The organism is Pseudomonas juntendi (assembly GCF_009932375.1).
In the GTDB taxonomy this organism is placed as follows: domain Bacteria; phylum Pseudomonadota; class Gammaproteobacteria; order Pseudomonadales; family Pseudomonadaceae; genus Aquipseudomonas; species Aquipseudomonas juntendi.
Window position 1 is genome coordinate 1 of the sequence record NZ_BLJG01000164.1, and the last position, 15047, is coordinate 15047.

The window sequence follows — 15047 nt, forward strand, 5'->3', positions numbered from 1 at the left end:
GGTTTATGGAGCGGATACTTCTCTACTGCCTGGGCGGGCCTCTTCGCGGGCACGCCCGCTCCCACAAAGTCACCACAAACTTCGCGACTTGCACCAACCTGTGGGAGCGGGCATGCCCGCGAAAGGGCCCGCCCAGGCGACATCAAAAAAAGCCTTACAAAGGCATCTGCCCTCGCAGCGGGTTGCCTTGAACAATCCGAATAGCGGTATTAATCGTCTGCGGGCTTACAGGCCCGATCGCTGCTTTGCCCACGACAGACCTAGACCAGGCCGCCCGGAAAACCACCGCAATGGCACAAAGGCGGTAGGTTGGTATTGCAGAAACGGCCTACACGAAAGGGCACGCAATTGATTATTGGCCGGCTAACCGATCTACAACAATGGCGCTTCCCTCGACGTTCTCGGCTTTAGATCCGCGACGGCAGATGGTGAGCGCCCCCTTTTTCCCTGCTAAGTGATCTCAACCCCTTAATTTTTTACTGAATGTTTTGCTTCCTCAACCCTACGCAAACTCTAACCTGCTAATTATTAGATGGTTTTCTAAATCTTCCGAAACAATGTAGGACTTAAACCTCAAGCACCGGTAACCATTCTTACGAAAACTTTCCGCTATAAACCCGGCGCTGATCTTGAACCCAGAAAAAAACAAGTGATACAACAGTGACGCGCTGAAAGGCGCTCTCAAATCAACTTCATAGGAGTACCAACCATGGGACGTCGTCGTTCTGAAATCCATATTCCACAGGTCCCGCGCATGACCAACTATACGTTCACCGAGTCCGAGATTGATTTCCTCAATCTGCTGTAAGCGATAAACCAGAAGGGGCTCAGCCCCTTCTGGCCTTACTCAGGAGCAAAGTATGATTACCGAACGCGAGCTAAACACAGAAGAAGCCTATATTCGACTGAAAAATCTGCGTGATCGCCTTGGATTGCACTCACAAATTAAACTTTCAAAAATAAACAGCCTGGTCGCGACATGCCATCTATACGAGAGTGCGTACAAAGAAGTCTCTTGCGGAGCAGGGAAAGGTGACCTTTTTGAATTAGGAGCGCTTGCCGAAAGTCTAGAGCATTATTTCGTTGACAAGGCTACTCCAATACTCATTGACAGCGACCAGATCCTGGAATCGATCGCCCCGTATGATGACTGGTTGCTCAAGTCCATACCACCTGATTGCCGAATACCTTCCCTCAGCTTTCAGGCACTGAATACGTACGACGAAATAACCATTCCCGCTATATTGGTTGCACCGTGCTCCAAAAACATTGATGAAATAGAGAAAACTGCAGGGGGCTTCCTCGCCAAATATGCCACCAATTCTGGCACAGCACTTGGTTGCACCGAGAACGAAGCTTTACTGCACGCGATAAATGAAGCTCTCGAACGCCACGCACTCTCCATGTACTATCTGTCACTTTGCGGCCTGACGTCCCCACCAAAACTCTACAAACCCTCGAGTTCTTTTCTGGAAGAAACATTTGGCCATGACAGCAAGTTGATCCGCCAGATACATAAACTGGAAATATACCTGACCCACGATTTCTACGATGTTCCATTTTGCATCGCTGTTTCTCGCTGCAAAAAAGAAGGTTCACTCAGTAGCGTAGGTTCCGGTAGCTCTATCAATCCCGGCATTGCACTGTACCGGGCCGTGACGGAGCAAATTCAGTGCGCGGAACTTTCTGGGCCAGAAGAAAAACAAGAAGACCAAGCCGTCGCAAAAATGCTGGCGCACTCAACCCGACTTTCGGCACTTCTACACCCATGCCCCAGGTACGCGGTACCCGCTTTTCACCCTCCCCGAACTGATCTCAGCGTGCGCGGACAAGTCAAGCGAACGCTGATCAATCTGGAAAAACAAAATACGGCCGCATTCTATCGCACTCTTTATGAGCACCCGAACTTCGCTACCGTTGTCCAGGTGTTCATACCCGGACTCGAACGATTCCACCTTATCAGGTCAGGTATCCCAGTCGCGCCGCAGAGCGCGCTCAAAGGCATAGGGCAATGACATGCATCTCTATAAAGGCATTCTCGCCGCCCTAGGTGCGACGCTACTCCTGAAAATCGCGACCGTCGTACCGGCCCTAGTCTTGGCCGACATCATTGACAACCTGGCCGCTTCAGCGGCGTCTTCCCAGCTTTTGCTCGGAGCCTTCATATGCCTGGTAGCATTACAAGCGTCAATGACCCCTTTGCAGGCTTGGTGCCTGGCGCGACTTTGCCAAGAACGCGTGAAGCAACTTTCCATCCGCTGGTGCCGCGAATTGCTGGACAAACGCTTCGAGGCCTATGGACAACTCCATGGCGGAACACTGGTGAAAGTGCTGGATAGGGGGATTACCGCACAGGAGCGGTGGCTAGGCTTTTTGATTGGCTCGGCATGGCCGGTGTTGGCCGAGGCTGCAGTGCTGATAACCCTATTCGCTTACTTGGGGGCAACTTCGGTGTTGATCGGCCTCATCCCTTTGAGCCTTGTCTACCTATGGGCCAACGATCGCCTGGTGCGCTGGCGCCGACCCCATATTGAGGCAGTGAACGCGCGCGAGGATGAGCTGGCGGAACAATGGGTGGATACTTTCGCCAGCGCGACAACGGTCAAACTGGAAAAGGCCGAGGATGCCGCAATGCTCCCGGTCAATCAGACGCTTTCGCACTATGCCGAATCAGCAGTGCAGGTAGCTTACAGTGGGGGTTGGATACAGAGCCTGCGCACCCTATTCATAGGCCTGGGCAGTGGCGGTTTACTCATGTGGGGTATCCATGATCAGGGTCTGGCAACACCGCAGCTGAGCTTGGGCGAGTTAGTTGCTCTCTTTACCTTGGTGAGCGGATTGCTGGCAGGGGTTGCGCAACTCGCTGAGGCTTGGCGATTGGTAGATCAGTTTCGGCTAGACAAGCGCAAGCTCGAGCACTGGCTCCAGCTCCCCTCATTTGGCCCGGCACGCATTACTGAGCCGACGTCCCAAGGAAAGGGCGCAGGCCTGAGCATAGCCCCGTGCCAGTTGCGCGCCCGGGATACTGTACAACTTCACATCGAAGAACCCTTGGTACTGCACAAAGGAGAACGGGTCGCGCTGATAGGGCCCAGCGGATGTGGCAAATCGACACTTTTGCATACGTTAGCGGGAACGATTTTCCCGTTACGCAAGGAAGTGCATCTGCAAGGCAGGTGCCTGGCCTCGCTCGACGCAAGAGAACAGTTCAGTCGCTTACGACTCTGTCCTCAGGATACGCATTTCATACCCGGCTCCCTGCCCCGCGCGGTGTTGTTCGAGCAAGCTCATGATCGCGCTCAAATCGAGCGATGGCTTGAACGGTTGGGCCTGAGCAAAGACTGGTACGAACTTGATCTGGATGCACGCGCAGAATCGATTTCCGGCGGCGAAGCACGCAGGCTGACGCTGCTACGCCTTCTTAATCAGCCTGGGGAATTCAATTTCTTTGATGAACCTACAGCTGGGCTCGATGCCGGGTCGGCAGAGCGCACTTGGGATCTGTTGTTTGAGGCATTCAACGGAAGAGGGCTGGTTTGTGTCACGCATGATCAGAGCGTGCTGTCGCGGTTTGACCGGGTTATCACCATGAGCGAGGGTCGGATCATCGGCCAAATGCAAACGAACATCGCTCAGAATCCCCCGCTAGCCGGCGCTCCTACAGTGAGTTATTCATCATCATCGAAGTTGTACATGCCCGGCGCGAGGTTTTCGAAGCGGGTGTACTTGCCGATAAACGCCAAACGGACAAAGCCGATCGGGCCGTTACGCTGTTTACCGATGATGATTTCCGCCACGCCCTTGTGCTCGGTCTCGGGGTGGTACACCTCGTCGCGGTACACGAACATGATCACGTCGGCGTCCTGCTCAATTGCACCGGACTCACGCAAGTCGGAGTTCACCGGGCGCTTGTTCGGGCGTTGTTCCAGCGAGCGGTTCAGCTGCGACAGGGCGATGACCGGGCAGTTGAATTCCTTTGCCAAGGCTTTGAGCGAGCGGGAAATCTCGGAAATTTCGTTGGTGCGGTTATCACCGGCCGAACCCGGAATCTGCATCAGCTGCAGGTAATCGACCATGATCATGGCGATTTCGCCGTGTTCACGGGCCAGGCGGCGGGTGCGCGCGCGCATTTCCGAGGGGCTGATGCCCGCGGTGTCGTCGATGAACAACTTGCGGTCGTTGAGCAGGTTCACCGCCGAAGTCAACCGCGGCCAGTCATCGTCGTCCAGCTGGCCGGAACGGACCTTGGTCTGGTCGATGCGGCCCAGCGACGACAGCATACGCATGATCAGCGACTCACCTGGCATTTCCAGCGAGAACACCAGCACGGCCTTGTCGGTACGCAGTACGGCGTTTTCCACCAGGTTCATGGCAAAGGTGGTCTTGCCCATCGACGGGCGGCCAGCAACGATGATCAAGTCGGCCGCCTGCAGGCCGCTGGTCTTCTCGTCCAGGTCGGTAAAGCCGGTGGATACACCGGTAATGTCGCTGTCGGAGTTGAACAAGGTGTCGATACGGTCGATGGCCATGGTCAACAGCTCGTTGACCCCCACCGGACCACCGGTTTTCGGCCGGGCCTCGGCAATCTGGAAAATCTGCCGCTCGGCATCGTCGAGGATTTCTTCCGCGTTGCGCCCTTGCGGGTTGAAGGCGTTGTCGGCGATGTCGGTACTGATGCTGATCAGCTGGCGCAACGTGGCGCGCTCGCGAATGATCGCGGCATAAGCCTTGATGTTCGCCACCGACGGCGTGTTCTTGGCCAGTTCTGCCAGGTACGCCAGGCCGCCAACTTGCGAAGACAGGCCTTCCTTGTCCAGTTGCTCGTGCAGGGTAACCACGTCGAATGGCTGGTTGGCGTCGGCCAACTTGTGCACGGCACGGAAGATCAGGCGGTGGTCATGCCGATAGAAATCGCCGTCCGATACCTGATCCAGCACCCGCTCCCAGGCGTTGTTGTCCAGCATCAGGCCACCGAGCACGGCCTGTTCGGCCTCGATGGAATGCGGCGGCACCTTGAGGGCTGCGGTTTGCAGGTCTAGCTGTTCGGAAGTGGTGATCTCGTTCATGGCCACGAAAGAATTCTGGAGGACGAAAAAGACAAAGGGCACGGCCTGTAGGAAACAGGACCGTGCCCGATGTTAACTGCCTGGCTCGCAGGGAGCCAGCCAGTCAGCGCAGCTTAGGCAGCTACGACAACCACACGTACAGTGGCTTCAACGTCGCTGTGCAGGTGCACAGCTACGTCGTATTCGCCAACCTGACGGATAGTGCCGTTCGGCAGACGAACTTCAGCTTTGGCCACTTCAACGCCAGAGGCGGTCAGGGCGTCAGCGATGTCGTGGGTGCCGATCGAACCGAACAGCTTGCCTTCGTCGCCAGCGGTGGCAGTGATGGTCACTTCCAGCTCGGCCAGTTGGGCAGCGCGGCTTTCAGCCGAAGCTTTCTTGTCAGCGGCTGCTTTTTCCAGCTCGGCACGACGCTCTTCGAACGCAGCCAGGTTGGCGGCGTTGGCAACGGTGGCCTTGCCGAATGGCAGCAGGAAGTTACGGCCATAACCAGCCTTAACTTTTACTTTGTCGCCCAGGTTGCCCAGGTTAGCGACTTTTTCCAGCAGGATCAGTTCCATTTGGTAAAACCTCTTAACTTTTAACCTTCACCGTTCGCGGAGTCATTCCCCTTGGGGGACTTGCGACCGCGAAAATCAATCAGGCTGTCGACAATGGCCAAGACCACCAGCAACGGATAAATCAGCTGCATGATCAGCGGCAACGTCACGTACATGCCCACCAGCCAGAAACCGGCCAGTCGCCCCTGTGCCACCAGCCCGTGCATCAACGCGATGCCGGCCAGCACCAGTACCAGGCTGGAAGCCGATGCCAGAATGATGAACTGCGGACCGATAAACGGCGCCACCACCATCACTGCCACCAAGACCGCCATGGTCTGTTTCGGCAACTTCAGCTCGCGAAACTCGCGACCGAAGCCTCCAGGGTTGTACAACGCTGCTTGCCAATAGCGCGCCAGCATCAACGCCAGCACACTGAACAATTGCACCGTCACTGCTGTGGAGGCGACCAGCACAGGGCGGATCAGCTCACCGGAGAGCACGGGCTCCCCTTCGATTTTCGGCATGGCTTCGGCAAACGCCTTGGCCAGCATATCGAAGGTCTGCGCCAGTGCCAGATCAAGCACGAGGCTGAAAGCCACGGCGAACACGGCACTGGCGAGCAACACCCGGCTCCAGGGATGCTCGGCACGCAACATGGCGGCCAAGGCCAGGGCACCCGCAATCACCAGAAAGGTGATGGGATCGCCCATGACCCACACAGCCAGCCCGGCGAGCAAGCCGCCGACGATGACCGATGTAGCATCCCTGAACCCACGCCGCAGCAGCACAAGGCTGCCGGCAGCGGCACTCAACCAGAACAGCAGCGGCAGTACCGCGCTGATGACCACCACCAGGGTGGCCTGCATACGACCGCGCATGATGAAACTTGCTAACGCTCGCATGCTAATCCCTTACTGCTTGTCGACGACCCGGTCTCAGCGGCCGTGGCTGTCGGTGTAGGGCAGCAGGGCCAGGAAGCGGGCGCGCTTGATAGCGGTAGCCAGCTGACGCTGATAACGAGCTTTGGTACCGGTGATACGGCTTGGAACGATCTTGCCGGTTTCGGATACGTAAGCTTTCAGGGTGTTGAGATCTTTGAAGTCGATCTCTTTCACGTCTTCAGCAGTGAAGCGGCAGAATTTACGACGACGGAAGAAACGTGCCATTTAATAGGCTCCTCTAAAGGTCCGTGGATTACTCGTCAGCGTTATCGCTGGAGTCGCTGTCATTGCTGTCGTCGCCTTCGGCGGAGTCAGCATGCTCAGGACGCTCGCGACGCTCACGGCGCTCGCTGCGGTTCTCTTCAGCCTTCAGCATCTCGGACTGGCCGGTAACGGCTTCGTCACGACGGATGACCAGGTTACGGATCACGGCATCGTTGTAGCGGAAGTTGTCTTCCAGCTCGGCCAGGGCCTTGCCGGTGCACTCAACGTTCAGCATCACGTAGTGAGCCTTGTGAACATTGTTGATTGCGTAGGCCAGTTGACGACGGCCCCAGTCTTCCAGGCGGTGGATTTTGCCACCATCTTCTTCGATCAGCTTGGTGTAACGCTCAACCATGCCGCCGACTTGTTCGCTCTGGTCCGGGTGAACCAGGAAGATGATTTCGTAATGACGCATGAATGCTCCTTACGGGTTAGTAGTCTGCCAGTGAATCTGGTCAGACAAGGAGTGAATGACACTGTATGTCTTGCACGGAGGGGAGGCACATGAGCGCCTGCCAGCTCGGCAAGGGGCGCAATTGTAGAGAAGGCGTTGCGCACAAGCAAGGCAATTGGCGAATATTTGAACAGCCTGAAACATATTCACATGGCGTCAAGCCCCCTTCGCGGGCACGCCCGCTCCCACAGGAAAGCTGCGTTGCCAGAGGCAGCAGCGAACCTGTGGGAGCGGGCATGCCCGCGAAGGGGCCGTTACAGGCTTAAGATCAGCGCTTGGCCTGGCGCTGACGCACGGCCTCAAACAGGCAAACGCCCGTGGCGACCGATACGTTAAGGCTGCTGACGCTGCCGCTCATCGGCAACTTCACCAGGAAGTCGCAATGTTCGCGGGTGAGGCGGCGCATGCCCTTGCCTTCAGCGCCCATGATCATCACCAGCGGCCCGGTCAGGTCTTGCTGGTAGATCTCCTGCTCGGCCTCACCCGCGGTGCCGACCACCCACAGGCCACGTTGCTGCAATTTCTCCAGCGTACGCGCCAGGTTGGTGACAGCTACCAGCGGAATGACCTCGGCAGCGCCGCAGGCCACCTTGCGCACCACCGGGGTCAGGGTAGCCGACTTGTCCTTGGGCACGATCACTGCCGTGGCGCCGGCCGCATCGGCAGTACGCAGACAGGCGCCGAGGTTGTGCGGGTCGGTCACACCGTCCAGCACCAGGATCAGCGGCGGGGTTTCCGTGCGCTCGAGCAACTCTTCGAGCATCAGTTCGCCCCACACCTGGCTAGGGCTGACCTCGGCGACAACGCCCTGGTGCACCCCCTCGACCCAGGCATCCATTTCGCGGCGCTCGGCCTGGCCAACCGCCACGCGGTTTTCCGCGGCCAGTGCCAACAGCGCCTGCAGGCGTGGCTCGCTGCGCCCTTCCGACAGCCAGATCTGCTTGACCCGCTTCGGATGGTGCTGCAGCAATGCCTGCACGGCGTGCACGCCGTAGATCTTTTCCAGCTGACTCATGACTTGCTCTTGCTCTTGCGTGGCGCACCGGACTTCGGTGGGCCTTTACGGTGCTTGGTCGGTTTGCCGGTGGCCTTGCCACCTTTGTCCGACTTACTGCTGGCGTGGCCGCCCGTGCGCGCCTCGCTCATCAGCGCCTTTTTCATCTCGCGGCTCTTGCGCACTTCGGCATTACGCTGCACCGCGTCTTTCGGGAAGTAGGCTTCGGCAGCCTCGCTTTTGCGGCTGCGCGGCTTTGGCGTGGCCTTCGCCTCGCTCAGCGGCGGCTGCTCGGCCTGGTCAGCTGCTGGCGCGGCGCCGCGCTGCTTGCGACCGATAGGTGCCGCCAGGGTCGACTGGGCCACTTCGAAGTCGATCTTGCGCTCGTCCAGGTCTACCCGCATGACCTTCACTTCGATGGTGTCGCCCAGGCGGAAACTGCGCCCGGTGCGCTCGCCGGACAGGCGGTGGTGCACCGGGTCGAAGTGGTAGTAGTCGCCCGGCAGCGCACTGACGTGCACCAGGCCTTCCACGTAGATGTCGGTCAACTCGACGAACAGGCCGAAGCCGGTCACGGCGGTGATCACACCCGGGAAGGTCTCGCCCACGCGGTCTTTCATGAACTCGCACTTGAGCCAGTTGACCACGTCGCGGGTGGCTTCGTCGGCCCGGCGCTCGGTCATCGAGCACTGCTCACCCAGTTGCTCGAGGGTGTTCTCGTCGTACGGGTAGATGCGCGCCTTGGGAATACTCATGGCACCAGCCCGCTTGACGTGCGGGGTGTCGACCTTGGAGCGGATGATGCTGCGAATGGCGCGGTGCACCAGCAGGTCCGGGTAACGGCGGATCGGCGAGGTGAAGTGGGTGTAAGCCTCGTAGTTGAGGCCGAAGTGGCCATTGTTCTCGGTGCTGTACACGGCCTGGCTCAGCGAGCGCAGCATCACCGTCTGGATCAGGTGGAAGTCCGGGCGCCCGGCGATGCTCGCCAGCAGGGCCTGGTAATCCTTCGGCGACGGGTCCTTGCCTTTGTGCAGGCTGAGGCCCAGCTCGCCAAGGAAGGCGCGCAGTTTTTCCAGGCGCTCCGGCGGCGGGCCGTCGTGCACACGGTACAGGGCTGGCACGCCGTGCTTCTGCAGGAACTCGGCAGTGGCCACGTTGGCAGCCAGCATGCACTCTTCGATCAGCTTGTGGGCATCGTTGCGCACGGTCGGGCGGATTTCCGCGATCTTGCGCTCGTCACCGAAGATGATGCGGGTTTCCTGGGTCTCGAAGTCGATGGCGCCACGGGTGTGACGCGCCTCCACCAGCACCTTGTACAGGTTGTACAGGTTCTTCAGGTCTGGCACGACCGCCTTGTACTCTTCGCGCAGCGCCTTGCCTTCACGGGTGCGCGAGTGCTCGAGCATGCTGCTGACCTTGTTGTAGGTCAGGCGGGCGTGGGAGTGGATAACGCCTTCGTAGAACTGATAGTCGACCATCTGGCCGGCCTTGTTCATGGTCATTTCGCAGACCATGGCCAGGCGATCAACGTGCGGGTTCAGCGAGCACAGGCCGTTGGACAGCTCCTCGGGGAGCATCGGCACCACGCGCTCGGGGAAGTACACCGAGTTGCCGCGCTGCTGCGCTTCGACGTCCAGGGCCGAACCCAGGCGTACATAGCTGGACACGTCGGCAATGGCCACATACAGGCGCCAGCCACCGGAGAACAGGCGCAGCTTGCCCAGCGGCTCGCAATACACGGCGTCGTCGAAGTCGCGGGCGTCTTCACCGTCGATGGTGACGAACGGCAGGTGACGCAGGTCGATGCGCTTCTCTTTGTCCTTGTCTTCGACTTCAGAGCGGAACTTGCGCGCTTCCTTGATCACGTCCTTGGGCCACACATGGGGGATATCGTAGCTGCGCAGGGCAACGTCGATTTCCATGCCGGGGGCCATGTAGTTGCCAATGACCTCCACCACGTCGCCTTGCGGCTGGAAGCGCGGGGTTGGCCAATGGGTGATCTTGATCTCGACGAACTGGCCGATCTTGGCACCACCGTTGCGCCCCGCAGTCACCAGCACTTCTTGCTGGATCTTGGGGTTGTCGGGAGTCACGTAGCCGATGCCGCCTTCTTCGAAGTAGCGGCCGACCACGCTTTCGTGGGCGCGGGAGATGACCTCGACCAGCACGCCTTCGCGACGGCCGCGGCGGTCCACGCCGGACACGCGCGCCAGGCCGCGGTCACCGTCGAACACCAGGCGCATCTGCGACGGGCTGAGGAACAGGTCTTCGCTGCCGTCATCTGGAATAAGGAAACCGAAGCCGTCGCGGTGGCCAGAGACGCGGCCGCAGATCAGGTCCAGCTTGTCTACCGGGGCATAAGTGCCGCGCCGGGTATAGATAAGCTGGCCATCGCGCTCCATGGCACGCAGACGGCGGCGCAAGGCTTCGATCTGGTCTTCTTCATACAGACCAAATTCTTTCGCCAGCTCCTCGCGTGCGGCGGGCTCGCCACGGTCGGCAAGGCATTGCAGGATCAGCTCACGGCTGGGAATGGGGTTATCGTATTTTTCCGCTTCGCGAGCGGCCTCGGGATCGAGGGATTGCCAATCGGCCATCAGAAGGGGTTCACCTTGGGGTATATAGATAGGAATTCTGGCATAGGCGTATTGAAACCGGAAATGTCGGCCTTGGACAGCCCCCGCTGCAGTGCGTAAACAGCAGAAATAGGCCAGTGGAATCAACAAGTTGAAATTTTTGAATTTTTTTTTGCCAAGGGGGTTTACAGCCCCCCAAGCCGCCCGTATAGTGCGCACCACAACGACGGACTAGCCCGAAGTTGTAATAGAGATTAGCGGCGCTGTAAAGCACCAAATAATCTCGAATGTGTGCCCAGGTGGCGGAATTGGTAGACGCGCTGGTTTCAGGTATCAGTGACCGCAAGGTCGTGGAAGTTCGAGTCTTCTCCTGGGCACCAAGTATTTCAAGTAACAGATGACCAAGGATCTGTTACTACTGTGTGAAAGCGAACGATAGTCGCCTTCTACAGTTGATGTAAAGCTTTGCCCAGGTGGCGGAATTGGTAGACGCGCTGGTTTCAGGTATCAGTGACTTAACGGTCGTGGAAGTTCGAGTCTTCTCCTGGGCACCATACAAAAACCCACTAGCTTGCTAGTGGGTTTTTTCTTGCCTGCGGTTTTTGTACCCTCCCCCACCCCTTGCACCATGGTCTGACGATGAATTTATCGTCACCCGGCCACATGAGAAACGATTTCGTTTACCATTGTTTCCAAATATGTTGCCGTAAGCGAGGAAGTACCCGCATGACGATCCGCCCGCAACCGCTGATGCGTACCTTGGCCGCCGCCGTGCTGAGCCTGGTCATCGGCGCTCCGGCCGCCATGGCTGACGCACCGGTCACCCTGACCATGTACAACGGTCAGCACAAGGAAATCGGCGAAGCCATCGCCAAGGCCTACGAGGCCAAGACCGGTATCCACATCAATATCCGCAAAGGCAGCAGCAACCAGCTGGCCAGCCAGATCATCGAGGAAGGCGATCGCTCGCCGGCCGACATCATCTACACCGAAGAATCGCCACCGCTGAACAACCTGGGCGAGCTGGGCCTGCTGGCGAAAATCGACGACGCCACGCTGAACATGCTGCCCAAGGAATATGTGGCTGCCAACGGCACCTGGATGGGCGTTACCGCGCGCACCCGCGTGGTGGTCTACAACCCGAAGAAGATCGACGAGAAAGACCTGCCGACCACCGTCATGGACTTCGCCAACCCTGACTGGGAAGGCCGCGTAGGCTATGTACCGACCAGCGGTGCGTTCCAGGAGCAGGCCGTTGCCATCCTGAAGATGCACGGGCGTGAAGCCACCGAAGAATGGCTGACCGGCCTGAAGGCCTTCGGCAAGACCTACACCAACAACATGGTCGCGCTGAAGGCCGTGGAAAAAGGCGAAGTGGCTGCCGTACTGGTGAACAACTATTACTGGTACGCTCTGGAGCGTGAGCGCGGCAAGCTCGATTCGAAACTGTACTACCTGGCCGACGGCGACGCCGGCAATCTGGTGACCATCTCGGGCGCCGCGGCCGTGAAGGCCAGCAAGCACCCGAAAGAGGCCCAGGCCCTGCTCAACTGGATGGCCAGCGAAGAAGGCCAGCGCGTGATCACCCAGACCACCGCGGAGTACCCATTGCACAAAGGCATGGTTTCGGACCGCGGCCTGAAACCGTTCGATGAACTGCGCCCGCCGAAGATTTCGCCAGCTGACCTGGGTAATGCCGAAGAAGCCATCGAGCTGGAACGCGAGGTCGGCCTGCTCTGATGACCGCCGCCCTGTCCACCCCGCTGCCGGTACGCTTCGTACCGCGCCGCAAGCGCCCTTCGATCTGGGTCGTGCTGCCTGTGCTGTTCCTGGTGGCGATGAGCTTGCTGCCCCTGGCCTATGTGGCGATCAAAGCCTGGGAAGCCGGCTGGCACGAAGCCCTGTACCTGCTGTGGCGGCCCTTTGTCTGGGGGCTGATGCGCAATACCCTGCTGCTGATGGTCGGTGTAACGCTGACCTGCATGGTGGTCGGTCTGGCGCTGGCCTGGCTGCTGGAGCGCAGCAACCTGGCCGGTCGCCGGCTGTGGGGGGTGGTGCTGTGCCTGCCGTTTGCCGTACCGTCGTTCGTCAGCAGCTTCACCTGGGTATCGCTTAGCTCGGACTTCGAAGGGTTGGGCGGGGCGATCATGGTCATGGCCCTGTCCAAGTACCCGCTGGTGTTCCTGCCGGTGGCCGCGACCCTGCGCAATCTCGACACCTCCCTGGAGGAGTCGGCGCGCACCCTGGGTTGTAGCCGCTGGGGCGTATTCACCAAGGTGACCCTGCCCCTGCTGTGGCCATCAATGCTTGGCGGTGCCCTGCTGATTGCCCTGCACATGCTGGTGGAGTTCGGTGCGCTGTCGATTCTCGGCCTGCAAACCTTCACCACGGCGATTTACCAGCAGTTCGAACTGGAGTTCAGCAACGCCAACGCGGCCATGTTGTCTGCCGTCCTGTTGGCGATGTGCCTGGTGATGCTGTGGCTGGAGCTGCGCGTGCGCGGCAAGGCCCGCCATGTACGCATCGGCCAGGGCGTGGCACGCCGTGCACAACCGGTGCGGCTGCGTGGTTGGGCGGTGCCGGCGCAGCTGTTCTGCCTGGGCCTGGCAGTGCTGGGCAGCGGCATTCCCCTGGCGATGCTCGGCTACTGGCTTAGCGTAGGTTCGTCAGCGGCATTCCCGGTGGCGGCCATTTCCAAGGCGCTGTTCACCTCACTGTCGGTGTCACTTGGCGGTGCCGGCTTCTGCGTGCTGTTGGCGCTGCCGATCAGCTTCCTGGTGGTGCGCTACAAAGGCCGCCTGGCGATCTGGGCCGAGCGCCTGCCGTACCTGCTGCACGCCCTGCCCGGCCTAGTGATCGCCCTGACCCTGGTGTTCTTCGCCTTGCACTATGTGCCGGCGCTGTACCAGACCACGGCACTGTTGCTGCTGGCCTATGCACTGCTGTTCCTGCCGTTGGCGCAATCGCCGGTGCGTACCGCGCTGAACAAGGCCTCGCCAACGCTGGAAGAAGCCGCCCGCACGCTGGGTGCGAGCAGTTTTGCCGCGTTCTGCCGGGTGACCTTGCCGATTATCTTCCCGGCCATGGCGGCAGCGTTTGCCCTGGTGTTCCTGGATGCCATGAAAGAGCTTACGGCAACGCTGCTGCTCAGCCCGACCGGCATGACCACCCTGGCGACCGAGGTGTGGGCGCATACGGCAAACGTCGAGTTCGCGGCGGCGGCGCCTTATGCGGCATTGCTGATTGTGGTGTCGGGGTTGCCGGTGTATTTGCTGACTACGCGGATGTATCTGAACAAGGCTTGAAAGCTTGCCCAGGCTGCCATGTGGCCTGGGCACAAGCCTGAGTACTTGAGACTTCATCACAAGTTCACTTTAAAACTCCCATCACACACACGCTGACTGCCATACAAGCGAGCAAGATAGACTCGATTATCGTCAAAGCTTCGGTACTCATTCTCGCGCTCTTGCTACAGGCCCGACTGACACTAGCGCCCAGCGCTAACCACCCAGCATCGAAGCTAACATTGCGTCACCTCCTTTGGATACGCTTGTAGCCATCCAGAAACAACAACTATGAACCAAGCCCAATTCTCACGCCATGGCTATGGGCTATGGGCTATGGGCTATGGGCTATGCTTCACCTTCATATTCAGCGCTGTCTACAAATTCGCCAACATCCGACGCACGATCAGGCCATGTACCTGGCCAACCGGCAGCATGTACAGCCGGCCAAAGGCATTGAAACACCGCACCGACGTGGTCACTTTCAAGCGCTGCCCATTCACATCCATGCAGACCATCACCGCCAAGTGCGTATCGCGCGACGTCAGCACCAGTTGCTGGTCGCTGATGGCCTCGACAGTGAAGAAGTCCAGATGCTCGCCGTCGGCTGGCACATGCCCAGGATTCTGGGGAGTGAAGCCATGGATATCGGCGACATTGAATCGACGCGAGATGAAGTCACGAATGCGGAAGGCCTTGGCCAGCCAGGCGGGAACATCCGAGGTCATGGCGCAGTAGGCTTGCAGGGCGGTCATCGGGGCAGTGAGCTGTCTGCTGGCACTGTGGAGAAAATCGAGGTCTGCCTGGGCGGCGACCAATTGGGCGGACATGAGCAACTCCCTTTGTCATGTGTCGCTGACAGCATAGCAACATGACTCGCTGTAGGAGCGGCCTTGTGTCGCGAAAGGGCCGCGAAGCGGCCCCAG

The 15047-nt window shown here is 59.2% G+C and carries 11 protein-coding genes, 2 tRNA genes and 1 pseudogene; 6 read left to right on the plus strand and 8 right to left on the minus strand.

The window, feature by feature from the left end:
- Positions 1-860: 860 nt before the first annotated feature.
- Together GYA94_RS19945 and GYA94_RS19950 are read left to right on the plus strand one after the other, a co-directional pair.
- The gene (locus GYA94_RS19945) at positions 861-2015 is read left to right on the plus strand and encodes a YcaO-like family protein (RefSeq protein ID WP_161892942.1); all 1155 of its coding nucleotides are present in this window, start codon (positions 861-863) and stop codon (positions 2013-2015) included.
- Position 2016: 1 nt separating this feature from the next.
- Positions 2017-3453: pseudogene (locus GYA94_RS19950) on the plus strand (ATP-binding cassette domain-containing protein); the annotation flags it as partial.
- 215 nt (positions 3454-3668) lie between these two features.
- Here the strand turns inward: GYA94_RS19950 and dnaB are convergent.
- The 7 genes from dnaB to rnr form a co-directional block, all read right to left on the minus strand.
- On the minus strand, positions 3669-5066 hold the full coding sequence (gene dnaB, locus GYA94_RS19955; protein ID WP_009681285.1) for a replicative DNA helicase: 1398 nt from the start codon (positions 5064-5066) through the stop codon (positions 3669-3671).
- Positions 5067-5179: 113 nt separating this feature from the next.
- Positions 5180-5626 carry a 50S ribosomal protein L9 gene (gene rplI / locus GYA94_RS19960; RefSeq protein ID WP_003249568.1) on the minus strand — a complete coding sequence of 149 codons (447 nt, stop codon included), beginning with the start codon at positions 5624-5626 and terminating at the stop codon, positions 5180-5182.
- Between the two features lie 20 nt (positions 5627-5646).
- Positions 5647-6510 carry a hypothetical protein gene (locus GYA94_RS19965; protein WP_029887882.1) on the minus strand — a complete coding sequence of 288 codons (864 nt, stop codon included), beginning with the start codon at positions 6508-6510 and terminating at the stop codon, positions 5647-5649.
- A 33-nt stretch (positions 6511-6543) separates the two neighbouring features.
- Entirely contained in the window at positions 6544-6774 is a 231-nt protein-coding gene (gene rpsR, locus GYA94_RS19970; RefSeq protein WP_003249563.1) for a 30S ribosomal protein S18, read from the minus strand.
- Positions 6775-6802: 28 nt separating this feature from the next.
- Positions 6803-7228, minus strand: a complete 426-nt coding sequence (rpsF, locus tag GYA94_RS19975; RefSeq protein WP_003249557.1) for a 30S ribosomal protein S6 — start codon at positions 7226-7228, stop codon at positions 6803-6805.
- A gap of 307 nt (positions 7229-7535) precedes the next feature.
- Positions 7536-8282 carry a 23S rRNA (guanosine(2251)-2'-O)-methyltransferase RlmB gene (gene rlmB, locus GYA94_RS19980; RefSeq protein WP_029887883.1) on the minus strand — a complete coding sequence of 249 codons (747 nt, stop codon included), beginning with the start codon at positions 8280-8282 and terminating at the stop codon, positions 7536-7538.
- Positions 8279-10858 carry a ribonuclease R gene (rnr, locus tag GYA94_RS19985; RefSeq protein ID WP_110676633.1) on the minus strand — a complete coding sequence of 860 codons (2580 nt, stop codon included), beginning with the start codon at positions 10856-10858 and terminating at the stop codon, positions 8279-8281. The genes rlmB and rnr overlap by 4 nt, the downstream gene beginning before the upstream one ends.
- 272 nt (positions 10859-11130) lie before the next feature.
- Between rnr and GYA94_RS19990 the strand changes: the two genes are divergently transcribed.
- From GYA94_RS19990 to GYA94_RS20005, 4 genes are all read left to right on the plus strand, one after another.
- A tRNA-Leu gene (locus GYA94_RS19990) sits at positions 11131-11217 on the plus strand.
- Positions 11218-11304: 87 nt separating this feature from the next.
- Positions 11305-11391, plus strand: a tRNA-Leu gene (locus GYA94_RS19995).
- Positions 11392-11563: 172 nt separating this feature from the next.
- Positions 11564-12577, plus strand: coding sequence for an extracellular solute-binding protein (locus tag GYA94_RS20000; RefSeq protein WP_009681291.1), 1014 nt, complete (start codon positions 11564-11566; stop codon positions 12575-12577).
- Positions 12577-14142 carry an ABC transporter permease gene (locus GYA94_RS20005; protein WP_054904830.1) on the plus strand — a complete coding sequence of 522 codons (1566 nt, stop codon included), beginning with the start codon at positions 12577-12579 and terminating at the stop codon, positions 14140-14142. The genes GYA94_RS20000 and GYA94_RS20005 overlap by 1 nt, the downstream gene beginning before the upstream one ends.
- Before the next feature lie 356 nt (positions 14143-14498).
- Here GYA94_RS20005 and GYA94_RS20010 read toward each other — a convergent pair whose 3' ends face one another.
- Positions 14499-14951, minus strand: a complete 453-nt coding sequence (locus GYA94_RS20010; RefSeq protein ID WP_110676628.1) for a DUF2867 domain-containing protein — start codon at positions 14949-14951, stop codon at positions 14499-14501.
- Positions 14952-15047 lie beyond the last annotated feature (96 nt).